Raw genomic sequence first — 24,281 nt, forward strand, 5'->3', positions numbered from 1 at the left:
AATAAATTTTATTCGGATTGATATTATGTCAGTCCGAATTTTTTTTGAATTTATTATCCTCCCCACTAAAATTGGTGATGTATTTATTTTGTAAAAAAAGTATTGATTAAAATCCTGTTTCGTATTATAATAAAATACGAATTAGGATATTAGAAGGAGGATAGATGAATTCAAAGCAATTTTTTTATAATTTTGGAAAAGCTATGTACCATGTAGATTCATTTTATGATGATTTTGCAAAACAAAGTAGCATCTCTACTACCTTGTTATGGGTGCTGTATGTCTTAAATGACGGAAATGCTCACACTCAAATTGAAATTTGTAAGGACTGGGAGCTACCACGAACTACGGTTAATACTGTAGTAAAAGAAATAGAAAAAAATGGATATATTGACTTGATTCCAATTAAAGGAAAAAAGCGTGAAATGAATATAGTCCTGACAAATCTAGGAAAGGCATATGCTGAAGATGTCCTTTCCGAATTATATGAAATAGAAGCCAAAGTTTATGACATGCTTGATGCTAATGAAAAACAGGTTGCTTCTATGCTAAACAAAATAGCTGAATCTTTAAAGGAAAGTAAAGAAGAAAAAATTGACAGAAAAAAATAGTACAAACAGCAGGAAGAGGATACTACCAAGAATGGGGTAAGGATATTATAGAAATGAATCCTGGAGACTGTATTAATATTCCTGCTGGTGTTAAGTACTGGCATGGTGCAGCGCCGGATAGCTGGTTTTCTCATCTTGCAATTGAAGTTTCGGGAGAAAATGGATTAAATGAATGGTTAGAACCACTATCTGAGGAACAATATAGTGTGCTGAACTTAAAATAAATGGAGGATTAAATATATGATTACAAATGAAGCGATTAAATTAGAAAACGGTGTGGAAGTTCCAAAACTTGGCCTTGGTGTATGGATGATTCCAGAAGAAGAAACAGAAGCCGCAGTTAAATCTGCAATTGCTATGGGTTACCGTCATATTGATACTGCGCAAGCATATAAAAACGAAGCTGGTGTTGGTGCTGCTGTCAGAAATTGTGGAGTACCTCGGGAAGAACTATTTGTAACATCAAAAATTGCTGCAAAGAATAAATCTTATGAATCAGCAATGGAATCTATTGATGAGAGTTTAAGTGTAATGGGGCTTGATTATATTGACATGATGATTATTCACAGCCCACAGCCTTGGGTTGAAGTAAATCAATCTGAAAATAGATACTTTGAAGAAAATATACAAGTATGGAAAGCTCTTGAGGACGCTTATAAAGCGGGCAAGGTAAAAGCCATCGGACTATCTAATTTTCTTAAAGTGGACATTGAAAATATCTTGGCTAGTTGTGAAGTTAAACCAATGGTAAATCAAATCCTTTCACACATCACAAATACACCATTTGAACTTATTGATTACTGCAAATCAGTAGGCATTGAAATAGAAGCATACTCTCCTATTGCCCATGGTCTTGCACTTCAAAACGAAAAAATAGCTAAAATTGCAAAAAAATATGGTGTAAGCATTCCTCAACTTTGTATTCGTTATGATTGGCAACTTGGTATGATTGTATTACCAAAAACTGCTAATCCAGATCATCAAAAAGAAAATATGGCAATAGACTTTGTGATTAGTGATGAAGATATGAATACACTAAAAAATATGGAAAGAATTGAAAACTATGGTGAATTTGGATCTTTCCCTATATATGGTGGAAAAGTTCAAGCCAACAGGGAAAAACTAGGACAGAAATAGTTAATTAATTATTACTAATCCTAAACTTATCTCAATTATCAGTCTGTAATAAGTCCAGAAAATAGAGCGGAAACTATGAAATTAGTAGCATATTTCAGTGCGACTGGAACAACAAAGAATATGGAAAAAAGTTGCTACAGAAGTTGATGGAGATTTATTTGAAATTACTCCGAAGATTCCGTATACTAATGAGGATTTGAATTACAACAACAGTAATAGTAGGGTAATATAAGAACAAAATGATGATAATGCAAGACCTGAAATTGAAGGGGAAAAACTAGATATCAGCCAGTATGATACAATCGTTGTTGCTACTCCGCTTTGGTGGTCAGATGCGTCGCGTATTATTTGTACTTTCCTTGAATCATATGACTTTACAGGCAAAATACTCATTCCAGTTTGTACATCACACAGTAGTGAACCAAATGGAGTTGAAAAGAGAGTGCATTCTGTTTGTAAGTCTAATGTGATATGAAATCCTATTAAAAGATTTGGAACAAACTTTTCAGAAAATGAAGTAAAAGAGTGGGTAGATAGTTGGCAATGACGATAAATTAAAGTCAGTTATATATTCATTTTGCTATATCATATAAATTTAGGACGGTAGCAATACCGTCTTTTTCTATATCCAAAATAAAAAGTTTCAGAGTTTAAAGGAAAAGTTTAATGGTATCAAAGAAAGCAATATATAGATACTACTGGCAAAAGTGGGAAAGATATAATTAATCCAATGTCTGCTTGGTTTGCTTCATTCCCCGAAGGAGCAATTCAAGATAATGATAAAAATAAAGTGAATAAATTAGAAGTAGCAATGCATCCAGATAAAAACTTAGTAAAAGATCAAATGTCAAAAATTAAAAAAGATGGTACACTTTCTGGTGCTATAGCTTATAGACTAACTGACTTAACTACACCTGTAAAACTTACAGCTTATAAAGGTATTGGTGGTATCGAATTAGGTAGTCAAGAATTTGCTGTGAAATAAAATATGAAAAGTAAATAATATCCCTCTTTATTTGATGATAGTCAAATAAAGGGGGATTGTTTTGTATTTAGTATGCCAGATTGAGAGATTTTCTAGAAACGGGTTATTTACTATTATTATGCATTGAATTAGTAAAAAATTAGCTGTACAATGAAGTATATAGGTACTATCGAGGAGTATATGAATAATTTATAGGGGAAAAAAATAATGATAAGAATTAAATTTAGAAAAAAGAGATATTTTGTTTTTGTTGACTATGAGAATGTACAGGGGAATTTTTTCGAATTCATAAAAGAGTTACCTAAGCCGTTGAACATTAATATTTTTTATTCTCATAATAATGGAAAAATGTCATTAGAATTGGTAAAAATGATATTGAAGGATAAGAAGAATAAGTACTATTTTTATAAAATAGATTCGAGAGGAAAAAACGCTCTTGATTTTCAATTGTCAACATATTTAGGTAGTGTAATAAAAAGATACCCGAATGATAATTTTGTTATAATTAGTAAAGATTCTGGATTTGATTATGCGATTAAATTTTGGAATGAAAGAAGTATTAATATAGAACGTATACCTATAAAGATTGAAGTGAAAAATAATAAAAAAGTAGATAAGATTGAAATAGTAGCAGGGGACATAAACCAAAAAGTTAAACTAAGTGGAGAGGAACTTCATAAAAAGTATAGGGAGTTTGTTAAACAATATGGTCAAGACAAAGGGTTATTATTATATAGGAAATTTAAGAGGAAAGTAAAATAAATTTCTTAAAGTGAATAGAATTGGTATAATTATATATGTATCAGTACTTATTCTTTTGTAATAAATCACATAATAAGTAAAATCTGAGATGATAGTAGAATATCAATCTTAGATTTTTTTATTTAAAAGATGTTGCTAAGATATGCAATTTAAAAATTTATAAATTATTTATTATATGTATGATATAATGAGAACAAGTAGATTATATTAATTATCAAAGTAAAGGAATTGTTAAATGGGAAATTATAATGAGTTATTAACTCTTAGGAATAAAATAGAAAATACACTAAATTATCAACTTTCACTAAGTAATTTAGAATTATATCACAGCAATCTATTTGCTGTTGTTTTGGAGAAGTCTGAATTTATTAATCATAAGTTTTTTAATGATGTTATTGATATTAATAAAAAATATATAGACTTGAAGGTATACAGAGAAAAAAACTCGATTGATTTAACTATCGAGGTTATTGATGAGGATAGAAAGACTCATGTAATTTTTATAGAAAATAAGGTTAAGTCTTTACCTGATGAGAATCAATTAATTCGTTATTCTGAAAAAGATTCTAATGCTAAAGGGATACTTCTTAGTTTAGTTGAACCTGGATTTGAGCTTCCTAAAAGTTGGTTTAGAAGAAGTTATCGTGAGCTAATTGATTATTATAATGATTTACTTGAAAAAGTAGATGAGACTTTTAGATTATTCTTAATAGATTATATTGATTATATGAAAAATGTAGAAAAATTTATTGAAAAGATAAGTTATGGTGAATCATACTTTTTAGAAGAATCTAGCAATAAGGTACTTGATGGTATGAGATTGAGGTCGGTTATTGAGAAGATTCACTATGCGAATTTACAGAATAAGATTTCTGATTTAGGGTATAAAACATACTCTGGTAGAATAAGGGGAGGCCACCATTTTGGGATTGATCTTCCTATCGAAGGTACTACGTCATCTTTTGATATTCAGATACAATGGAATCAGTATAGGCATAAGGTTAATTTTTCTCTTGAAGATAAAGCTAAATTAGGTGATTTAGAAAGTATATGCGATAGTATAAAAGAGAAGACTTGTTTATATCATTTTAATCTAGAGGATAATCCAATTTTACAAAAATCATCTTCAAGAAAGAAATGGAAGACATATGATAAACGAGATTTTTATGATTATGCACTTATAAAAAAACATGTATCTAGTAAAGAGTTAATTGATTATATAAAAACGGATGTTAAGAAAATTGAAGCACATTTGAAAATTGTTAAAGAGATTATATTGGAAAATATGTCTTAAGAGAAGAATATATTATTTTATTGTTGGTTATATATGAGAATATAAAATAATAAACATTATAGGAGAAATTAATGAAACAAAGAAAAGAGAATTTTGTAATAGATAATAAGATGTGTATTGGATATATAACTGATACTACAAAATACTTATTGATTCAACCTGTTGATGAACATGATATTGAAGTATTGGATAATGAAGTAGTAGAAATTCAAAAAAATACAGACAAACAATTCTCGCTTATTGCTTTTAAAATAGAGGATTGGAATAGTGAACTTTCTCCTTGGGAAGCACCTCCAGCATTTAGAAATAAATCTTTTGGTTCAGGTGCTACAGAAACTTTAGAATTTATTGAAAGTAGATTAATACCAACGGTTAAAGAAAAATATAATCTAGATAATGATATTAAATTTATACTAGGTGGGTATTCTTTGGCAGGTTTATTCAGTCTTTGGAGCGCATATAAGTCAGATATATTTTCTGGTATTGCTGCAGCTTCTCCGTCTGTTTGGTTTAATGGATGGGAAGAATTTATGAATAATAATACGCCATTAAGTAACACTATTTATCTAAGTTTAGGTTATACTGAAGAGAAAACGAAAAACAAAGTAATGTCAAAAGTAGGAGATAATATTAGAAAACTGGAAGAACTATTAAAAAATGATAAGATAAATACAATATTAGAGTGGAATAAAGGTGGTCATTTTAGCGATTCAGATTTACGTGTAGCTAAAGCATTTGTATGGTGTATTGAAAATTTGTGTTAGAATTACTTTGAGTTTTGAGTAGATTAAAGTGTAACTTGAGTATAGCAGTAAAATTCCAACATATAAATATATTAGTTTAAAAATTTATGAATAAGAAGGTCAGTGTTATGACAGAAAAAGAGAAAAATAAAGGTAAAAAACTTAGTGAGATAATTTTTGGAGATAAATATAAACCAACTGATATTGAAAATCTTTCAGATAAGGAATTACGAGCAACAAGATTTGTTGATGGTTGGACTGAAGAAGAGGTAGAGAGAATTATAAAAGAATGGGAAAAAAGAGGATTATAATTATCTAAAAAAAATGTATTTTTTTGTTCAAGTTTCGAATAGTGTTATAGTTGGTGAATAGAGAATTGAGGGAATAATAAATGAGTATTACATTAGTAAAAGCAACAGAATCCGATATGATAGAAATATGGGAAATGCAAGTAAAGGCATTTGAGAGTTTATTAGAAAAATATCAGGATTATGATATGAGCCCAGCGACAGAAAGTTATGAGAATATTTTGAATAAATATAAACAACCTTGGACTAGTTACTATTTTATTGTTAGAAATAATGAAAAAGTTGGAGCGGTTAGAGTAATGGATAGAAAAGATGGAAGTAGGAAACGTATAGCTCCTATTTGGATTATGCCTACATATAGAAATCAAGGACTTGCTCAACTTGCTATGAGAGAAGTGGAAAAAATATATGGTTCACATCATTGGCAATTAGATACAATATTACAAGAACAAGGTAATATTTATTTATATGAGAAGTTGGGTTATAAGAGAACAGGTGAGATAGAGAATATTAAAGATGGAATGGATATAGTGTATCTAATAAAAGATTAAAAATCTTGTATCTTATCAACCTATTTCCTTTCATTCTATTCTTTTTCACGTTATAATTAAGTTACTATTACTAGAAAATTTCGGAGGTAACATATGAATGAAGTAATTAGAACGATGCTAGATCATCGTACGACTCGTAGTTTTGTAAAAGGAAAAGAACTACCTAAAGAACATCTTGAGCAAATCATCGCTAGTTCTAAACAAGGATCTAGCTGGATGAATGGTCAACACTATAGTATTATCGTAACAACAGGTGAAACTAAACAACAAATTGCTGATTTAATCCGTGAAAAATCACCTGGTAATGCGGTTCATATCGAAAATTCTGTGGCGCTTTTACTGTATTGCTTAGATTATACTAATATTAAATTATCATTTGATATTGAAGGTGGAGAGTTTGATATTTCTAATCAATACGAGCCTTTACTTATCGGTACTTTAGATGTTGGTATAGCGATGCAAAATGCCGCTTTAGCTGCTGAGTCTTTAGGATATGGAATCGTGTATTGTGGTGGTTTAAGATATTTTGGCGATAGTATTTCAGAATTATTGAATATTCCTGAGACTGCTTTATTTGTATGTGGTTTAAGTATTGGAGTTATAGATGAAGAGTTATCAACAGAAAAAGTTAAACCTAGATTACCAGAAGCAGCTAATGTAGGATATAATGAATTCCCTAAATCAAATGTAGAAGTATTAAAAGAATACCGTCAAACAATGGTAGACTTTGCTGAAGGACGTGAGACAAAAACATGGACTAAAAAATTCGCTGACTTCTATGCACAACCTTCAGGAATAGAAAAAGTAACGAAAGAACTATTAGAGAAAAATGGTTTTGTGAGTGAGAAGGAATAATAAATAAAGTAATCACCACATGTATATTTTAATAATATATATGTGGTGTATTAAAGTGAAAAAATATAAATCAGAGATAATGTTATAAAGGAATTTTCATTTTAAACAAAAATAAATATAGCTGTTATTTATTGCAAACTATATTTTTTATAGAACTAAAATTTTGTGAAGTGTAAAATTAATATTCTATAAAAGATTAATTTTGGCCATTATTAAATTAAAGGGGTTATCACAAAAAATGGGGGAGAATTATAAGAATTTGAAGGTATTATATATAGAGTTAAGGATTAAGTATAGCTATAATTCTATTTCTGTAAGTAGATTTCAAGGTATTATTTGTCAATGTGAAGCATTTCTTCATGACAAATAATACCTTGAAATTTCAAAAAATTTTAGTGATTTAAATGGAATTGAGCTTTTATAAACGAGTATATTTTGATTAGTATAAAAAATCTATAGAGTTTTATTATCTTGCTCACTTAACAAACAGTAGGAAGTATTGTGTTTCGGATTAAAGTAAATTAATTTAAATTAAATAATGAATATATATCTTCAATAAATATTTTACTTTTGGCAATGCTACTATTTCCTCCGAGAGCTTTATACTTATTATATATTTTGTTTGCAACTTGAATTATTATATTTTCTGTAATTTTATTTAAATCAAATTCTTTTAAATCAAGAAAACTTAGTTCTTTCTTTTTTAACTCATCAGCAACAACTGCATATATAACATAAAATAGTATATCATTAACTTCTGTATTTTTCATATGTGTACACTTTTTTAAAGTATTCTGTACATATCTCCCTATTCGTGCTGCCTTATAATACACTTCTAAGTCCAAGTTTTTTTCGTACAAGTCTTTATATGTGCCCTCGTCTGTCAATAAAGTTGAAGGTCTTGCTCTTGCGAAGTCAGGTTTTCTTAAAATTAGAGAAATTAAGCATTGAGCAAGAAAAGAGACGCTGATTATATCTACTGCTTTTTTCTTTTGATTTTTATAGTAATTCTTTCTTCTGTCGTAATATAGGCCTCTATTTTTAAAATACATTTCAATCTGTAAATGTATTGTATCCGTTACTCTTAAAGATGACTTAGGTATACTTGTTTGATTATTTGTAGAAAAAATTATATTATCTCTAGATTCTTCACTTTCAGGTTTTATTACTCTTACTAAAATGGTTCTAGTATCTTTATCACACTTCTGTGATCTTTCAGAAAAATAGTTGTATATTTCTCTTGATGTTTGCAATCCGTTAACTATTTGAGGATTAACAACTTGTAATGACTTATTTGTAATTAATTTAATATCTGTAGAAAGAATTGTTACCCCGTTATTTAACCACCAAAAATCTTCTTTTCCTTTTCCTTCTAAAGTATCAGCAATACTTGAATTTACACTATTATGTCCTTGATAATCTCTAACATTCGATTCGAAAAATGATTTTCGTAAAAATAGATTATCATCTGTAATAAATTTAAAATATGTTCCTAGTTTAACTAGACTAATGTATTCATTTTCACTTCGTGATATTGGTTGGTCTAACAATTCTAAATTTACTCTTATTTCGCTATCTGTATTATACATATCCATTAATTGATCTGCATTAATAAATAACACGTGGACTTCTGATGATGGATAATAACGCTTGACTAATTCCTTTAATTCATTTGCTTGCATCTCAACGTTTTGATGAACCTGTGTTCCTAATGTAATATAATAATAGTAAAATCTTATTTTTACTTGACTTCTAATTAATTTAGCTATTGCGTCCCTAAAAAGACCAAACACTTCAATGGTTAATTCATTATATCTTTTTGAATAATTATTCAATTTATTTGACATATTTAGAAGATTATTTGATACATTCTTCCAATTTGTTATAGTTTGTTCATTAAAGGAGGTTGTATTTTTAGACTGTAAAATAAAAAAATCTAAGTATGATCCTTTCGTAGCATTCAGTCCTTCTATTTGATCGATAGTAACTAATTCACTATTTAAGAAAACGTATAAATTATCACAACCGCCATCATTTCCTCCACCAGTATTACCATTATCAATCTCTTCATCACTAAGATTGAAATCTTTTAGTACTTGTGAAGCTGCAAAATGTTCAAAGTAATTATTGACATCTTTGTATCCATTGCTTTCATTAAATTCTTGATTAATACATTCTTTTAGTAATATTTGATTATTCGTTAATTGAGTTCCCATTTTTAAATCCTCCGATATTCTTTTTTATATTTATTATATTTCCAAATAACTTATTTTTAGAGAGTTACTATATTATTTAATTTTATAATTTATTTAAGTCACATTCATATAAAATTATATACTAAAATATCTACTGTTATCAAATAAAAAGTGTATTTTTATTTTTTTCAAAAAAACTATTGTCAAAAAAGGTCAAACATGTTATAATTTATTTAAGGTCAAAGAAGGTCAAAAAGATAAAAGTTAAATATATTCCATAAAACCTTTTAGTTTGTTAAATATTTAGGTGTATCTTATGAGATCAGTATCTTTATTATAATAGAGATACTGGTTAACGAATAAAAGTACCTTTTGATCTAATAATTTAATCAAAGGAGATTTACAATGGATATTAATAGTTTTACAAATAGTGTGAAAGAAATCTTAGCGAAATCTTCCGAATTTGCAACTGAGAAAAAAAGTCAAAGTATTACGAGTGAGATGTTCTTAAAAGCGGCTCTTACTGGTAGTAATTTATATAGTGATATATTAGGAAGAGTAAATGTTGATAAGGTGAATTTAACTCATGAGTTAGATAATGAGATTGCGAAGGTAAATAGTGTAGAAGGAGATAATATCAACTACGCTAGTTATTTAAGCAATGATTTGAATGCTTTATTAATAGAAGCTAATAAATATAAAGAGAAATATGAAGATAAATTTATTTCGTGTGAACATATTGTTCTTGCGAGTTATTTAAAAAATAGTATAGTAAAAAAATATATCGATAAGGTGACTACATTAAAAGATTTAGTAGCTGTTATCGATAATATCAGAGGAGGTAAAAAAGTTATGAACGAAAATCCAGAAAACAACTACGAAGTTTTAGAGAAATATGGTCGTGATCTTGTAGAAGCTGCACGCAGTGGTAAAATTGATCCTGTAATAGGACGTGATGAAGAAATAAGAAATGTAATTAGAATTTTATCAAGAAAAACAAAAAATAATCCAGTGTTGATAGGGGAACCTGGGGTAGGTAAAACTGCGATTGTTGAGGCACTGGCTCAACGTATTGTACGCGGTGATGTACCTGAAAGTCTTAAAGACAAAACTGTATTCGAACTTGACCTTACTAGTTTAGTCGCAGGAGCTAAATATCGTGGTGAGTTCGAAGAACGACTAAAAGCTGTATTAAAAGAAGTTAAAGAAAAAGATGGAAAAATCATTCTATTCATCGATGAAATTCATATGCTTGTTGGTGCTGGTAAAACAGATGGAGCAATGGATGCTGGTAACATCTTAAAACCAATGCTTGCTCGTGGTGAACTACACTGTATCGGTGCTACAACTCTTAATGAATATCGCCAATATATCGAAAAAGACTCTGCATTAGAACGTCGTTTCCAAAAAGTTCTTGTTAATGAGCCTACTGTAGAAGATACAATTTCAATTTTACGTGGTCTTAAAGAAAGATTCGAAGTTTATCACGGTGTGAAAATCTCTGACCGTGCGATTGTAGAAGCTGCGGAATTATCTAATAGATATATTACTGATAGATTCTTACCGGACAAAGCTATCGATTTAATCGACCAAGCTTGTGCAACTATTAAAACTGAGAACTCTTCTAACCCAGCTGAATTAGATACAATTAATCGTAAAGTTATGCAACTTGAGATAGAAGAAAAAGCCTTAAGTGGTGAAGATGATGATGTGTCTAAAAGACGTTTAGAAAACTTAAAAGAAGAGTTGGCTAATCTAAAAGAAGAACAAAATAAACTTCAATTACAAGTTGATAGTGAAAAAGAAAAATTATCAGCTGTTAAAAATCTACGTGAAAAAATCGACAGAGTTAAATTAGAATTAGAACAAGCTCAAAATAGCTATGATTTAGAAAAAGCATCTGAGCTACAATATTCTACTTTACCAAAATTAACTCAAGAGTTAGAAGAATTAGAAGAAAAATCTAAACACGAAGAATATAAACTTCTAAAACAAGAAGTTACTGAAGATGAGATTGGATTTATCGTAAGTCAAATGACTGGTATTCCAGTAACTCGTCTAGTAGAAACTGAAAAAGAAAAATTATTACATCTAGCTGATACTATTCATGAAAAAGTAATAGGTCAAGATGAAGCTGTAGAGAGTGTAACTAACGCAATCTTACGTTCTCGTGCTGGTATCGCAGATCCTAACAGACCGATTGGTAGCTTCCTATTCTTAGGTCCTACTGGGGTAGGTAAAACTGAGCTTGCTAAAGCACTAGCTCTTAACTTGTTCGATGATGAACGTAACATCGTGCGTATTGACATGAGTGAATACATGGAAAAACACTCAGTTAGCCGTTTAATCGGAGCCCCTCCAGGATACATCGGATATGAAGAAGGTGGTCAACTTACTGAGAGTGTAAGACGTAATCCATATAGCATTATCTTAATGGATGAAATCGAAAAAGCACACCCTGATGTATTCAACATCTTATTACAATTATTAGATGAAGGTACACTTACAGACTCTAAAGGTGTAGTAGTTGACTTCAAAAATACAATTATTATCATGACTTCTAACATCGGTTCATTAGAACTATTAGAAGAAGTTAAAGACGGTGTGATTACTGAAGAAACTCGTAAAAATGTTACTAACCAACTTTACGGATACTTCAAACCAGAAATTCTTAACCGTATGGATGATATAATTATTTTCAAACCATTAACACAAGATAATATTAAAGGAATCGCTAATAAACTTCTTAACGAACTTGTTGCGCGTATAGCTAATAGAAATATTACTTTAACTTATACTGATAATATTTCTAGCTGGGTTGCAACTGCAGGATTCGATATGAAATTTGGTGCTCGTCCACTTAAACGATTCATCCAAAGTCAAATCGAAAACAAACTTTCAGTTGAATTAATCCGTCACGGTATCGAAGATGGAATGGAAATTCACCTAGACTATGTAGATGATCAATTGAAAATAGATATAAAATAATATATTTATTTAGCCCCATACAGAGAATGATTTGATGAATTCGATTTATCTTAAATCGTAAGTTTTGAGTCACTCTCAAATAACTATAGACCTCAGGAGAAATCCTGGGGTCTTTTTTTGTATTAAATTATAAGTGATTATTGTTGATTACTGTAAGTTTTAGGTGTATAATTGTATTACAAAAGTAACACATTAAGAGGGTGGAAAGAATGACTACTTTAACATTAAGACTAAATAAAGAGGAAGAACAGATTTTTAATTCTATTTCTGGCTTATACGGTGGTAAACTATCTACTACTATTAAGCAACTTGCACTTGAGAAGATTGAGGATGAGTATGATCTTCAACTTATAAAAGATTTCGAAAGTCGTGAGGAGAAAGGTGAAGTAACTCTAATAGAGTTTGATGATTTAAAGAAAGAGTTTGATTTATAATGTACAAAATTGTTTTTGATGAAGCGATAAAAAAGGATTTAAAGAAATTAGATAAACAAACTTTAAAGATTTTATTTAGTTGGATTGAAAAAAATTTGAGTAATACGGATGATCCACGCGGTATGGGAAAAGCTCTAGTAGGCAATAAAAAAGGTTATTGGAGATATAGAATAGGGGATTATCGGTTAATAACAAGAATAGAAGATGATAGACTTATTATAATCGCTATTAATTTTAAACATCGAAGAGAAGTTTATAGTTAAGTGTGATTTTGAGAAAAATGGTTAAGTTGTAGGAGGAATTTTAATGAAAATAGCGGTTATGGCTGGAACACCAATTGATTCGAAATTAGGTGCGGAGCTACTAAATTTATATGGTTATGATGATGTAGTTTTAGTGCCAATTTCTAATAATCCAGTAGAGCAAACTACGTTTCAAGCATTAGAAGACGAAGAACGTGAAAATATTATTGTAAAAATTATTGATGAACTAAAGGAGAAAGATTGTTATGCAATTTTTGTATACTGTAACTCACTTAGTTCGGTTGTCGATTTCGATAGATTGGCAGAAAAAATGAATATTTCTATTATTACTCCTATGCAGATGTATAGAAATCTTGGTTTTGAGTATAAGTATCTAGCTGTTATGGCTGCAAACTCTCATGGTCTTACAGGTGTTGAGAACAATCTTTATGTCTCGAATCCGCGTCTACGTGTACTTGGATTATCGATGTTGGAGCTTGTTAAAGCTATTGAAGAGGGTAATAAACCTGAACAGATATTGGAAGATTTCAACTTCAAGACATTGTTTAATTATTTTGAATTAACGAATGTAGAAGCTGTTGTTCTTGGATGTACTCATTTTCCTTATATCAAACAAGAACTTGAGAAAATAACTAACCTTCATATTATAGATGTCGGTGTCTTTATGATAGAGAGTTTAAAAAATAAGGATAAATTGATTTAAATTAAGGAATAATAAAAAGTGGAATACCTCCAACATAATCTATAAAAATTATGCTATGAGTATATTCCACTTTTTTATTTTATTTTCCTTCTAAGTAACTTTCGTTTCTTTCTTTTGCTTGTTCGAAGATTTCGTTGTATTCTTCTACCATTGCTTCTGTGTATTCACCTTTTTCTAAGTCACAGTCTAAACCATAAAGTACTTTTTCCACTCTTTCAAAAACATCTTCAAGAGTGAATTTTTTATTTAGTAAATTTTCTAGTGTTTCCATACATTCTGGATCAACTTTTGGATATTTGTATCTTACTTCTTGATCGTCAATTCCAATCTCATAGAAATCTTTCATAATGTTTGCACGTTTTTGTTGATCACCGAAGATACTTATGTAAATTGAAACTACTACCGCTTCTTTAATTTTTCTTTGAGCGATCCCTGCAAATTTCTTTCCATTTATGCTTAGGTCGTAATCCCCTGGACAGTATGAATTTGCTATTTCTATCGCTTCGATTTTGTTAGCACCTTCTGGGAAAATTGCTTTTATAAATGATGTCATAAGCTCATAACCTTCATTAATAGAAAAGTTATCTTTTGGTTTATTCATAACGATTGATAAGTTTAGAATTCCTTTGTCTGAAATAATACCAAGCCCCCCGATATTTCTTACTGCTGGAATTATATTATTTCTATAAAATGCAAATAATGCTTGTTCAAAGTATGGTACGCGTGTATCCGGTGCACCGATTATTGCAGAGTTTGGTAATGTATATAAATGTAATATACAATCATCACTATTAGATACTGTGCGTAAGAACATTTCATCAGTAGCAATAGGGATTAAGGGATTCACAATATTTAAAGTTTTATAAACATTGAATTTTCTATTTCGAATAAGATCTAGCATAGCTACTCCTTTAACATGTCGATAATATTTTATAGCTTAAAAATTAATACTTTATAATTATAAGTTATGCGACTAATTTATGCAAGGCTTTAATGAATTACATATTATAAAAAAATGACTCGAACATCGTGATTTTAAGAAATCAATTTTGTCGAGTCACATCTGTGTATATTATAAGTTAAGTTTGTAATCTTCTGGTTTAATAATTGGTACAATTTTCGTGAATAATTTTACAAAGAAGAAACCAGAAACTACAGGAATTACTACGAAGACGATAGCTGCTTTTAATATTTCTAAAGTACTTCCGTCAGTAGTCGAAAGGTGAGCTAATGGTCCAACTAAACCACTGAATCCAAATCCAGCACTCATTGGTGTTCCTTGGATATTTAATATGGTAGCGAAAACTCCAGAGACAGCTGCGCTACAAAGAACTGGTAGCATGATTTTTGGCTTTGCAAAAATATTTGCCATAGAAATTTTCGGTGAACCGATAAAGTGTGCGAAGCAAACTCCTTTAGAGTTAACAGCCCAACCTGCAATTGCAAGTGTAAATCCACATGCACAAATTCCAAGATTTGCAGCACCTGAGGCAATACCTTCTATATTAATCGCAAGAGCAACTCCAACTGATGTAATAGGAGAGACTACTAGACAAGCGAAAATCATCGCGATTAGAATAGTTAGGATAATCGGTTGTAAAGTAAGTAAATGTTTAATTCCATCCCCAAGTAATTTCGTAACACCTGAGAAAAATGGAAGTGTGAATCTACCGATACCTCCGATAATTACTAATGTAAGTGGTGGTAGTATAATTACTGCATAGTTTTTAGCTTTATCTCCGATTAGAAGTATAAAAGCTGTAGCCAGTGCAGCTGTGAAAATCATCGTTACGATATCTCCAGAACCTTTTAGCATAAGTCCTGTCTTATCTGGTGTTGGTATTATTGATCCACCAGCAAATAATGTAGCTAATCCGATTGAAACACTCTGTACGGGTGTGAATTTAAAGAATAATCCGATTATTATTCCTGAAGCTAATCCTATCATGGCATTGGAAATAGTTATTGATAATGATAAAAACGCAAGTGATGGATATAGCTTTCCTATATATTTAAGTAGTTCACCAAGTAACGCACCAGGTACTAAACAAAGTACAGTTCCTAAGGCGATACCGTTTAGAACGTTCATGGTGAACTTTTTAATAGTAATATTTTCTTTCATATACATCATCTCCTTTATGTATTCGCAACCTAAAAAGGTTACTAATTATTATAACGTAAAATATATTGTTTGTATATGAAAAAACTACAGAGTTTAAGAGTAATTCACTATAGGAGGTTTAACTTTGTTTTAACTTTTTTCTGTATAGTGTATAATTATATTATAAGGAAAGTTATAACAAAGGAGATTCAAATGAAAGCTTTAAGAAAATTACTATCGTTATTAATAGTATTAGCTCTTTTTGGTGGTGGTATAACATACGCATTAACACCAGATAATAACATTAAAAATTCAGAAAAACTAGCAAATGTTCAAGCCTCAACTACATTAGAAGATTTGAATGGAGACTTCCTTTCTAACATTAGTTATGCTAATTCAAAAGTGTCTACGTCACTAAAAATTGATAATGGTACATTTTTATCAATCTTTAAAAAAGCAGTTGAAAAAGATTCAGAATTATTAAACGGAAGTTATAAATTAGTTGGAAATCATATTGAAGCGAAGTTACCGGTTAAACTAGGACTTTGGGATACTATGATAAATACTAATGTTAAAGTAGTAGGTGCAAATAATACTGTGGACTTAGTTCTAGAAGATGCTAAAATCGGTAAAGTGCCTATACCTGATTTTGCTTTGGAAAAATATTTAAAAGAAGCACTAACAGGGACTGGCGTTGGGGTGAGTGGTAACATAATTAAGATTAAATCACTAGATGTTCCGGTTATGATCGACAATGTGGAAGTCTCAGGTGGAAATGTTAATGTGACTGCCTCACTAACACAAAAACAAATCTTACAATATGGCTCTGAAGCTATAAAAAATTATTTTAGAGGATAAAAAATATATTAAGACTTTGGAAAAACTCTATAGAAGGACGAGAAGATTATTCATGTCTCATTCACATATTGTTTTACTAAAGTCTTTTTATAAATTTAAAAATGTTTTCAGAAAATTTTATGTTAAATTCACATAAAATGCTTGAAACTTTATTCTTAATGTAATATAATAAACATATCGTAAATAAAGACAAGACATCTATGTGGAGTTTTAGAGAGAAACTGGTTGGTGAAAAGTTTTATAGAAGCATAGGAGTTATCACTTTATTGTGTAATAATTTTAATATAGAACAAACAAGTGCTCTTGGTAGGAGTTAAAAGAGGTGGTACCGTGGATACATTTCGCCCTCTATAACTTTTACTGAGAGTTTTTTATTTTGAAAGGAGATAAAATGGTAGAATTAAAAGATACATTATTAATGCCAAATACGAAGTTTCCAATGCGTGGAAATCTTCCAAATAAAGAACCGGGGTTCCTACAACGCTGGGAAGAAATGGACTTATACAATAAAATTTTAGAAAAAAATGCTGGGAAACCTTCATATGTACTTCACGATGGACCTCCATATGCGAATGGTAACATCCACATTGGACACGCATTAAACAAAATCTTAAAAGACTTTATCGTTAAATATAAAAACATGAATGGTTTTGTTTCACCATACGTTCCAGGTTGGGATACTCACGGTCTTCCAATCGAGCAAGTGTTAGTAAACAATGGTGTTGATAGAAAATCTATGCCAGCTAACAAATTCAGAAACAAATGTAAAGATTATGCTTTAAAACAAGTTGATAAACAACGTGCTGACTTCAAAAAACTTGGAGTACTAGGAGATTGGGATAACCCATACTTAACTCTTGATCCAAAATTTGAAGCTGAACAAATCCGTGTATTCGGTAAAATGGTAGACAAAGGATATATCTACAAAGGATTAAAACCTATTTACTGGTCACCATCTTCAGAATCTGCGCTAGCTGAGGCTGAAATCGAGTATCACGATCACACTTCACCATCTATCTATGTTGCATTTGACCTAGTTAGTGAAAATGGTGCAGTTGAAAAAGGAACTAAGTTTGTTATCTGGACAACTACTCCTTGGACATTACCTGCGAACTTAGGTATCGCTGTTCACCCAGACTTTGAATACCAAGTTGTTAAATACAATGGTGAAAGCTACTTAGTTGCTAAAGAAAGAGTAGCGTTCTTAGCTGAAAAATTCGGTTGGGAAAACTATGAAACTGGTGAAGTATTAGTAGGTAAAGATTTAGAGTACTTACTATGTCAACACCCATTCTTAGATAGAACATCTACATTAATCTTAGCTGATTATGTAACACTTGATTCAGGGACTGGTTTAGTACATACAGCGCCTGGACACGGGGTTGATGACTATCTTGTAGGTCAATTACAATACAAACTTGGAGTATTATCACCAGTTGATAACCAAGGTGTTCTTACAGAAGAAGCTGGACAATTTGCTGGTAAATTCGTATTCGACGCGAATAAAGACATTATTGCTCACTTAGCTGAAACTGGAGCGTTATTAAAACAAGAAGATATTACTCACTCATATCCACATGACTGGAGAAGTAAAAAACCAATTATCTTCAGAGCTACACCACAATGGTTCTGTTCTGTAGATGCATTCCGTTCTGAATTATTAGAAGCTGTAGATAACACTAAATTCTACAGTGAGTGGGGTAAACCAAGATTATATAACATGATTCGTGACCGTGGTGACTGGGTAATCAGTCGTCAACGTGTTTGGGGTGTGCCAATTCCTGTATTCTATGCTGAAAACGGAGAAGCTATCCTTGATATCGAATTAATCGAACACGTAGCGAAAATCTTCGAAGAAGAGGGATCAAACGTTTGGTTCTACAAAGATACTAAGGAATTATTACCAGAAGGATATACTCACCCAGGAAGTCCAAACGGTGAATTCACTAAAGAAATGGACATCATGGACGTTTGGTTTGACTCTGGAACATCTCACCAAGGATGCTGTGCAATCCGCGAAGATTTAACATACCCAGCTGACTTATATCTAGAAGGAAGTGACCAATACCGTGGATGGTTCAACTCTTCACTTATCACTTCTGTAGCGGTATCTGGAGTAGCTCCATATAAAGAGTTAGTATCTGCTGGATTCGTTATGGATGGTAATGGTAACAAGATGAGTAAATCATTAGGTAACGTTATTTCTCCTAACGATGTAGGTAAAGAATTAGGTGCTGAGATTATCCGTTTATGGTCTGCAAGTGTAGACTACACTCAAGATGTTCGTATCTCTAAAGATATCTTAAAACAAGTATCTGAAACATACAGAAAAATCAGAAATACTTTCCGTTTCTTACTAGGAAACTTATACAACGGAAGCTTCAACAACAAAACTGATTTAGTTGCGTACGAAAACCTTGAAGAACTAGACAAATACATGGTTCTTAAATTCGAAAAAGTTGTAGCAAAAGTATTAGACTACTACGAAAACTACCAATTCAACAGTATTACTACTGAACTAATTAACTTCTTTAACGTTGAATTATCTTCATTCTACCTTGACTACGGTAAAGATATCCTTTACATCGAAGGTGAAGATTCTCACAAACGTCAAAGTATGTTAACAGTTCTTTACACAGTATTAAGTAAATCTGTTAGATTACTTGCTCCAATTCTTTCATTCACAGCTGAAGAAGTATATGACAATATGCCATACGAAGATGCTGAGTCTGTACACTTAACTGACTTCCCAGCTAAAAACGTAATTGAAGACGCTGCTTTAGAAGCTAAATGGGATAAACTTCTAGAAGTTCGTGATGACGTGAATAAAGCATTAGAAGAAAGCCGTAATGAGAAAGTTATCGGTAAATCTCTAGAAGCTGCTGTTGAAGTATACAGCAATGATGCAGAAGTGGTTGAGTTATTAAACTCTGTTGCTAACTTAAACCAATTCTTCATCGTAAGTAAAGTAGAGGTTAAAGAAAATGATGGTGTAGCTTATGATCTTGCTACTGTTAAAGTAACAAAAGCTGAAGGACACCGTTGTGAACGTTGTTGGAACATCGTTGACGAAGTAAACGAAGAAGGTTTATGTCCACGTTGTGCTAGCATCTTAAACAAATAAAAGAATAACTTACACATAGAACTTAGGTTAAATTTAATCTAAGTTCTATTTTTTTATAATTTTATATTATTTTTATAATTTTATATTATGAGTCCAAAAAAATGGACAGATAGCTTGTTATAATTAAATAACAAAACGAAGAGGTGATTTAAAATGGAAAAAAATTATATTACAATTACAGGAATGCAACATTATTTCGGAACAACAGTTTTTAAAGTAGGAGATGTTATAAGTTGTGAGAAAGAGTTTGATAACGATTATGACGAAGAAGCAATTAAAGTTATGATGAAGACTTTCGGTAAAGTTGGTTATGTAGGGAATTCTTGCAGAACTGTCGCAAAAGGTACGAAAAGTGCAGGAAGAATTTATGATAAAGTAGGAGATAAGTTCTTTGTAAGAGTATGTTTTGTTACTGATGGTTCTGTAATTGCAGAAGTTGTTAACAAAGATGTAAAAATACATAAAAGTAATAGAAAAATTCGTAAATAGTTGTTATTATATACATAAGTGTATATAAGGAGCAAAATTTATGGAAAAAGGAAGATATCAAAAATTAAAGCTATTGTACTTATTAGAAATAATGAGAGACTATAGTGATGAAAATACTTATTTAAGTGTAAAAGAATTAACTTCTTTACTCTTAAAAAAAGAAATAGTTGTTGAGAGAAAAACTCTATATAAAGATATAGAATTACTACAAGATTATGGATTTAATATCATAGTTGGAAAAAGTGGTCGTGAAAATACCTATGCTTTAGTAGAAAGAGAATTTGAGCTTGCAGAGGTGAAAATGTTAATCGATGTTATACAGGCTAGTAAGTTTTTGACAGCGAAAAAATCACGAGATCTAATCTTAAAACTTAAGAAATTAGCGAGCAAAAAACAAGCACAAAAAATACAAAGACAGGTATATTCTTTCGAAGAGAATAAATATATAAACGAAAATATTTATTATAATGTCGATGCTATTCATAATGCAATTGCAGAAAATAAGCAAATTAATTTTAATTATTGGCAATGGAATTATAAGAAACAGATGATTGATAGGAAAAACGGTGAAGTTTATAATGTAAGTCCATTTGCTCTAGTATGGAATGATGAGAATTATTACATGGTTGCTTACGATGCTAAGACAGATTTAATCAAGAATTATCGTGTTGATAAGATGAGAAATGTTGCTATTGCTGAGAATGATAGATTAGGTCATGATAAGTTCCAAAAAGAAGATATATCGAGTTATTCGAAGAAAATCTTCGGTATGTATGGTGGAACTTTAGAAAGGGTGACTTTGGAGTTTAAAGAATCGTTAATTGGAGCGATCGTCGATAGATTCGGTAAAGATATTATGATTCATAAAAAAGATGATTCTTATCAAACTTCTGTAGAAGTTATGTGTAGTAGTCATTTCTTAGGTTGGATTTTCTCTCTAGGTAGTGATATTGAAATACTAGCACCTCAAAATGTACGAGAATTATATGTGGAGAAAGTGGAGAGTTTACTAATAAAATATAAATAAAAATATTCTAGTAGGATTTTAAGAGGGAATTTTACTAGAATTTTTACTTGTTTAAAATCAAAAAATATATAAATTTATTTAGCTTTATTTGTTAAATGTAATACATAGTTAATATCAACTTAAAATCATGCTAATGTGGTTGCTTTAATAGAAAATGAATGTTATAATTAAATGATGAATTATAATATGATTATAAAATCATTTAATAGAAAAATATGTCGGAAGGAAAATGTCAATGGCTATTTTAGGAAAAATATTTGATGCTAACAGAAGAGAAGTAAAAAGCTTATCGAAATTAGCTGATAAAGTATTAGCTAAAGATGAAGAATATTCAAATCTTAGCGATGAAGAATTAGTAAATAAAACAGAAGAATTTAAAGCTTATATTCAAGAACAAAAAGAAAAAGGTAAAGATACACCGGATATATTAGATAAAATTTTAGTAGATGCGTTCGCAGCAGCTCGTGAGGGTGCATTACGTTCTCTAGGAATGAAACCATATAAAGTTCAAATCATGGGTGGTATCGCACTTCACCGTGGTGATATCGCGGAGATGAGAACAGGGGAAGGTAAAACTCTTACTGCCACAATGCCGGTATACTTAAACGCATTAGCGGGAGAAGGTGTACACGTTGTTACAGTTAACGAATACTTATCACAACGTGACGCTCAAGAGATGGGAGTTTTCTATAACTACATGGGACTTTCTGTAGGTCTTAACTTAAACTCTCTTAACTCTGAAGAGAAAAGAGCAGCATACAATGCTGATATCACATACTCAACGAACAATGAGTTAGGGTTTGACTACTTAAGAGATAACATGGTTAAAACAGTTGAAGCTCGTGTTCAACGTCCATTAAACTATGCTGTAATCGATGAGGTTGACTCAGTACTTATCGATGAAGCACGTACACCACTTATTATCTCTGGTGAAGGTCAAGAATCAACTTCATTATATCAAGTTGCAAATGCCTTCGTTAAAACTCTGAAAAAAGCAGAGGAAGAAGATGGAAGTGATGGAGATTATACTTTAGATATTAAAACTAAATCTATCCAACTTTCTGAAAATGGTATTGATAAAGCAGAAAGTTACTTCGGATTAAAAAATCTTTATGAATTAAAAAATGTTGATTTAACTCACCACATTAACCAAGCGTTAAAAGCTAACTATACAATGGCGCTAGATGTTGACTATGTGGTTGCTGAAGATGGAGAAATCTTAATCGTTGACCAATTTACAGGTCGTACAATGCCAGGTCGTCGTTTCTCTGAAGGTTTACACCAAGCTATCGAAGCTAAAGAAGGTGTGCCAATTCAAAAAGAAAGTAAAACAATGGCGACTATTACGTTCCAAAACTTCTTCAGAATGTATAAAAAACTTAGTGGTATGACAGGTACTGGTAAAACAGAGGAAGAAGAATTTAGAAACATTTATAACATGTTTGTTACAACAATTCCTACGAACAGACCAATCCAAAGGATTGATGCACCAGACTTCATATACTCAAATATGGAAGCTAAGTTCAATGCGGTAGCACAAGAAGTTAAAGAGCGTTATGACAAAGGACAACCAGTTCTTTTAGGTACTGTCTCTATTGAAACGAGTGAATTAGTATCTAAATTACTATACAAATACGGTGTTCCACATAAAGTACTTAATGCTAAGCAAAATGAAAGTGAAGCTGAAATTATTAAACAAGCTGGGCAACGTGGTTCAGTAACTATTGCGACTAACATGGCTGGTCGTGGTACGGATATTAAACTTGGAGAAGGTGTTCGTGAATTAGGTGGTCTTGCCGTTATCGGTACAGAACGTCATGAATCTCGTCGTATCGACAACCAATTACGTGGTCGTTCAGGACGTCAAGGGGATCCAGGTTACAGTAGATTCTATCTATCACTAGAAGATGAACTTATGGTTCGTTTCGGAGCTGATAGATTACAAAAAATCATGGGTAAAGATGTAGATACACCACTTGAAAGTAGAATGGTTAGTAGATCTGTTGAAAGTGCTCAAAAACGTGTTGAAGGTAATAACTATGACTCACGTAAACAAGTACTTCAATATGATGATGTATTACGTAAACAACGTGAAATCATGTACGCTGAAAGAAATGAAGTGTTAGAAAATGATGTTGTTACTGAAATTATCCAAGAGATGATTGGTGAAGCAGTAGATAAAACTATGGCATTTATCACTGAAAACTTAGAGGCACACAGTGAAAAAGAAGAAACTGAAGAAATCATTAAATCACTTAATGAGAAGTTCTTAGGTCAAAAACCTATTACTGAGAGTGAGTACTCAGATGTTATGTCTGATGATGAAATTCGTGAGCTTGTATTACACAGAATTAATCTTGAGTTAGCTGAGAAACGTGAGTTACTTGGTGATGAAACTATGAATTCATTCGAGAAATACATTCTTCTTAATGCTATCGATGATAGATGGACTGATCACATCGACCAAATGGATCAACTTAGAAAAGGGATTTTCCTTCGTTCTTATGGACAAATTGATCCTCTTCGTGAGTACAAAACAGAAGGTTACCAAATGTTCGAGGACATGATTGATGATATTCAAGTAGAAGTTGTTACTAACTTAATGCGTATTAGAGTAGAACGTCATGAAGAAATCGAAATGAAACAAGAACCAACTAACCTTGTAACTAACGATAGTAAAGAACATATCGCTCGTGGTCCAATTAAGAGTGCATCTCGTGAAGAGAAAAAAGCTCGAATCGAAGAGCGTAAACAACGTATTAAAGAGTTAAAAGCTCAAAAAGAAAAAGAAACTAATTAGAAGTTAATTGAAAGAAGGAGACTTATATAAAGGTTTCCTTCTTTTCATAGCTT

The 24,281-nt window shown here is 31.0% G+C and carries 22 protein-coding genes and 1 pseudogene; 20 read left to right on the top strand and 3 right to left on the bottom strand.

Annotated features, from left to right (window positions below):
• Positions 1 to 164: 164 nt before the first annotated feature.
• The 11 genes and pseudogenes from GEMHA0001_RS07430 to GEMHA0001_RS07475 all read left to right on the top strand — a co-directional run bounded on the left by GEMHA0001_RS07430 (position 165) and on the right by GEMHA0001_RS07475 (position 7,246).
• Positions 165 to 611, top strand: a complete 447-nt coding sequence (locus GEMHA0001_RS07430) for a MarR family winged helix-turn-helix transcriptional regulator (RefSeq protein ID WP_003145191.1) — start codon at positions 165 to 167, stop codon at positions 609 to 611.
• A gap of 53 nt (positions 612 to 664) precedes the next feature.
• On the top strand, positions 665 to 835 hold the full coding sequence (locus GEMHA0001_RS08880; protein WP_003145255.1) for a cupin domain-containing protein: 171 nt from the start codon (positions 665 to 667) through the stop codon (positions 833 to 835).
• 16 nt (positions 836 to 851) lie between these two features.
• Positions 852 to 1,748: an aldo/keto reductase gene (locus GEMHA0001_RS07440; RefSeq protein ID WP_003144948.1), complete on the top strand. Its 897-nt coding sequence runs from the start codon at positions 852 to 854 to the stop codon at positions 1,746 to 1,748.
• 97 nt (positions 1,749 to 1,845) lie between these two features.
• Positions 1,846 to 2,223 (top strand): annotated as a pseudogene (locus GEMHA0001_RS09280) (flavodoxin).
• Positions 2,224 to 2,436: 213 nt separating this feature from the next.
• Positions 2,437 to 2,733 (top strand): DUF5067 domain-containing protein, encoded by a 297-nt coding sequence (locus GEMHA0001_RS07445; protein ID WP_224207484.1) that lies wholly within the window; start codon positions 2,437 to 2,439, stop codon positions 2,731 to 2,733.
• 207 nt (positions 2,734 to 2,940) lie between these two features.
• A complete protein-coding gene (locus GEMHA0001_RS08735) occupies positions 2,941 to 3,495 on the top strand; it encodes a PIN domain-containing protein (protein ID WP_003145125.1) in 555 nt (184 codons plus the stop codon).
• Between the two features lie 235 nt (positions 3,496 to 3,730).
• Entirely contained in the window at positions 3,731 to 4,789 is a 1,059-nt protein-coding gene (locus tag GEMHA0001_RS07455; RefSeq protein WP_003145375.1) for a PD-(D/E)XK nuclease family protein, read from the top strand.
• 71 nt (positions 4,790 to 4,860) lie between these two features.
• Positions 4,861 to 5,553, top strand: coding sequence for an alpha/beta hydrolase (locus GEMHA0001_RS07460; protein ID WP_003145107.1), 693 nt, complete (start codon positions 4,861 to 4,863; stop codon positions 5,551 to 5,553).
• Between the two features lie 86 nt (positions 5,554 to 5,639).
• Entirely contained in the window at positions 5,640 to 5,843 is a 204-nt protein-coding gene (locus tag GEMHA0001_RS07465; RefSeq protein ID WP_162010650.1) for a hypothetical protein, read from the top strand.
• Between the two features lie 80 nt (positions 5,844 to 5,923).
• A complete protein-coding gene (locus tag GEMHA0001_RS07470) occupies positions 5,924 to 6,391 on the top strand; it encodes a GNAT family N-acetyltransferase (RefSeq protein WP_003144892.1) in 468 nt (155 codons plus the stop codon).
• Positions 6,392 to 6,484: 93 nt separating this feature from the next.
• The gene (locus GEMHA0001_RS07475) at positions 6,485 to 7,246 is read left to right on the top strand and encodes a nitroreductase family protein (RefSeq protein WP_003144970.1); all 762 of its coding nucleotides are present in this window, start codon (positions 6,485 to 6,487) and stop codon (positions 7,244 to 7,246) included.
• Positions 7,247 to 7,767: 521 nt separating this feature from the next.
• Here the strand turns inward: GEMHA0001_RS07475 and GEMHA0001_RS07480 are convergent.
• Complete coding sequence (locus GEMHA0001_RS07480) at positions 7,768 to 9,462, bottom strand: AIPR family protein (protein WP_003145427.1); 1,695 nt, start codon at positions 9,460 to 9,462, stop codon at positions 7,768 to 7,770.
• Between the two features lie 384 nt (positions 9,463 to 9,846).
• Here GEMHA0001_RS07480 and clpB point away from each other — a divergent pair, with 384 nt between their 5' ends.
• From clpB to GEMHA0001_RS07500, 4 genes are all read left to right on the top strand, one after another.
• Positions 9,847 to 12,429 carry an ATP-dependent chaperone ClpB gene (gene clpB / locus GEMHA0001_RS07485; protein ID WP_003145411.1) on the top strand — a complete coding sequence of 861 codons (2,583 nt, stop codon included), beginning with the start codon at positions 9,847 to 9,849 and terminating at the stop codon, positions 12,427 to 12,429.
• Between the two features lie 209 nt (positions 12,430 to 12,638).
• Positions 12,639 to 12,863: a type II toxin-antitoxin system RelB family antitoxin gene (gene relB, locus GEMHA0001_RS07490; protein WP_003144945.1), complete on the top strand. Its 225-nt coding sequence runs from the start codon at positions 12,639 to 12,641 to the stop codon at positions 12,861 to 12,863.
• Positions 12,863 to 13,126: a type II toxin-antitoxin system RelE family toxin gene (locus tag GEMHA0001_RS07495; protein WP_003145533.1), complete on the top strand. Its 264-nt coding sequence runs from the start codon at positions 12,863 to 12,865 to the stop codon at positions 13,124 to 13,126. The genes relB and GEMHA0001_RS07495 overlap by 1 nt, the downstream gene beginning before the upstream one ends.
• 43 nt (positions 13,127 to 13,169) lie before the next feature.
• The gene (locus GEMHA0001_RS07500) at positions 13,170 to 13,829 is read left to right on the top strand and encodes an aspartate/glutamate racemase family protein (protein WP_003145163.1); all 660 of its coding nucleotides are present in this window, start codon (positions 13,170 to 13,172) and stop codon (positions 13,827 to 13,829) included.
• Positions 13,830 to 13,908: 79 nt separating this feature from the next.
• On the opposite strand, the gene GEMHA0001_RS07505 is transcribed toward GEMHA0001_RS07500, so the two are convergent.
• Both GEMHA0001_RS07505 and GEMHA0001_RS07510 read right to left on the bottom strand, forming a co-directional pair.
• The gene (locus tag GEMHA0001_RS07505) at positions 13,909 to 14,730 is read right to left on the bottom strand and encodes a lipoate--protein ligase family protein (RefSeq protein WP_003145294.1); all 822 of its coding nucleotides are present in this window, start codon (positions 14,728 to 14,730) and stop codon (positions 13,909 to 13,911) included.
• Positions 14,731 to 14,901: 171 nt separating this feature from the next.
• Positions 14,902 to 15,951 carry a PTS sugar transporter subunit IIC gene (locus GEMHA0001_RS07510; protein WP_003144914.1) on the bottom strand — a complete coding sequence of 350 codons (1,050 nt, stop codon included), beginning with the start codon at positions 15,949 to 15,951 and terminating at the stop codon, positions 14,902 to 14,904.
• A gap of 192 nt (positions 15,952 to 16,143) precedes the next feature.
• On the opposite strand from GEMHA0001_RS07510, the gene GEMHA0001_RS07515 reads away from it, so the two are divergent.
• The 5 genes from GEMHA0001_RS07515 (at position 16,144) to secA (ending at position 24,228) form a co-directional block, all read left to right on the top strand.
• On the top strand, positions 16,144 to 16,788 hold the full coding sequence (locus tag GEMHA0001_RS07515) for a hypothetical protein (RefSeq protein WP_003145587.1): 645 nt from the start codon (positions 16,144 to 16,146) through the stop codon (positions 16,786 to 16,788).
• Positions 16,789 to 17,179: 391 nt separating this feature from the next.
• Positions 17,180 to 19,912: an isoleucine--tRNA ligase gene (ileS, locus tag GEMHA0001_RS07520; RefSeq protein WP_003145026.1), complete on the top strand. Its 2,733-nt coding sequence runs from the start codon at positions 17,180 to 17,182 to the stop codon at positions 19,910 to 19,912.
• Between the two features lie 153 nt (positions 19,913 to 20,065).
• On the top strand, positions 20,066 to 20,401 hold the full coding sequence (locus tag GEMHA0001_RS07525; RefSeq protein ID WP_003145736.1) for an HIRAN domain-containing protein: 336 nt from the start codon (positions 20,066 to 20,068) through the stop codon (positions 20,399 to 20,401).
• Between the two features lie 40 nt (positions 20,402 to 20,441).
• Complete coding sequence (locus GEMHA0001_RS07530; protein ID WP_003145526.1) at positions 20,442 to 21,428, top strand: helix-turn-helix transcriptional regulator; 987 nt, start codon at positions 20,442 to 20,444, stop codon at positions 21,426 to 21,428.
• Between the two features lie 235 nt (positions 21,429 to 21,663).
• Positions 21,664 to 24,228 (top strand): preprotein translocase subunit SecA, encoded by a 2,565-nt coding sequence (gene secA / locus GEMHA0001_RS07535; RefSeq protein WP_003145588.1) that lies wholly within the window; start codon positions 21,664 to 21,666, stop codon positions 24,226 to 24,228.
• Positions 24,229 to 24,281 lie beyond the last annotated feature (53 nt).

Origin of the sequence: Gemella haemolysans ATCC 10379 (assembly GCF_000173915.1) — a bacterium.
Taxonomy (GTDB): domain Bacteria; phylum Bacillota; class Bacilli; order Staphylococcales; family Gemellaceae; genus Gemella; species Gemella haemolysans.

Bases quoted from the DNA above. Each gene is read 5' to 3' on its own strand.
- GEMHA0001_RS07430 (WP_003145191.1), top strand. From the start codon at position 165: ATGAATTCAAAGCAATTTTTTTATAATTTTGGAAAAGCTATGTACCAT.
- GEMHA0001_RS08880 (WP_003145255.1), top strand. From the start codon at position 665: ATGAATCCTGGAGACTGTATTAATATTCCTGCTGGTGTTAAGTACTGG.
- GEMHA0001_RS07440 (WP_003144948.1), top strand. From the start codon at position 852: ATGATTACAAATGAAGCGATTAAATTAGAAAACGGTGTGGAAGTTCCA.
- GEMHA0001_RS08735 (WP_003145125.1), top strand. From the start codon at position 2,941: ATGATAAGAATTAAATTTAGAAAAAAGAGATATTTTGTTTTTGTTGAC.
- GEMHA0001_RS07455 (WP_003145375.1), top strand. From the start codon at position 3,731: ATGGGAAATTATAATGAGTTATTAACTCTTAGGAATAAAATAGAAAAT.
- GEMHA0001_RS07460 (WP_003145107.1), top strand. From the start codon at position 4,861: ATGAAACAAAGAAAAGAGAATTTTGTAATAGATAATAAGATGTGTATT.
- GEMHA0001_RS07465 (WP_162010650.1), top strand. From the start codon at position 5,640: ATGAATAAGAAGGTCAGTGTTATGACAGAAAAAGAGAAAAATAAAGGT.
- GEMHA0001_RS07470 (WP_003144892.1), top strand. From the start codon at position 5,924: ATGAGTATTACATTAGTAAAAGCAACAGAATCCGATATGATAGAAATA.
- GEMHA0001_RS07475 (WP_003144970.1), top strand. From the start codon at position 6,485: ATGAATGAAGTAATTAGAACGATGCTAGATCATCGTACGACTCGTAGT.
- GEMHA0001_RS07480 (WP_003145427.1), bottom strand. From the start codon at position 9,462: ATGGGAACTCAATTAACGAATAATCAAATATTACTAAAAGAATGTATT.
- clpB (WP_003145411.1), top strand. From the start codon at position 9,847: ATGGATATTAATAGTTTTACAAATAGTGTGAAAGAAATCTTAGCGAAA.
- relB (WP_003144945.1), top strand. From the start codon at position 12,639: ATGACTACTTTAACATTAAGACTAAATAAAGAGGAAGAACAGATTTTT.
- GEMHA0001_RS07495 (WP_003145533.1), top strand. From the start codon at position 12,863: ATGTACAAAATTGTTTTTGATGAAGCGATAAAAAAGGATTTAAAGAAA.
- GEMHA0001_RS07500 (WP_003145163.1), top strand. From the start codon at position 13,170: ATGAAAATAGCGGTTATGGCTGGAACACCAATTGATTCGAAATTAGGT.
- GEMHA0001_RS07505 (WP_003145294.1), bottom strand. From the start codon at position 14,730: ATGCTAGATCTTATTCGAAATAGAAAATTCAATGTTTATAAAACTTTA.
- GEMHA0001_RS07510 (WP_003144914.1), bottom strand. From the start codon at position 15,951: ATGAAAGAAAATATTACTATTAAAAAGTTCACCATGAACGTTCTAAAC.
- GEMHA0001_RS07515 (WP_003145587.1), top strand. From the start codon at position 16,144: ATGAAAGCTTTAAGAAAATTACTATCGTTATTAATAGTATTAGCTCTT.
- ileS (WP_003145026.1), top strand. From the start codon at position 17,180: ATGGTAGAATTAAAAGATACATTATTAATGCCAAATACGAAGTTTCCA.
- GEMHA0001_RS07525 (WP_003145736.1), top strand. From the start codon at position 20,066: ATGGAAAAAAATTATATTACAATTACAGGAATGCAACATTATTTCGGA.
- GEMHA0001_RS07530 (WP_003145526.1), top strand. From the start codon at position 20,442: ATGGAAAAAGGAAGATATCAAAAATTAAAGCTATTGTACTTATTAGAA.
- secA (WP_003145588.1), top strand. From the start codon at position 21,664: ATGGCTATTTTAGGAAAAATATTTGATGCTAACAGAAGAGAAGTAAAA.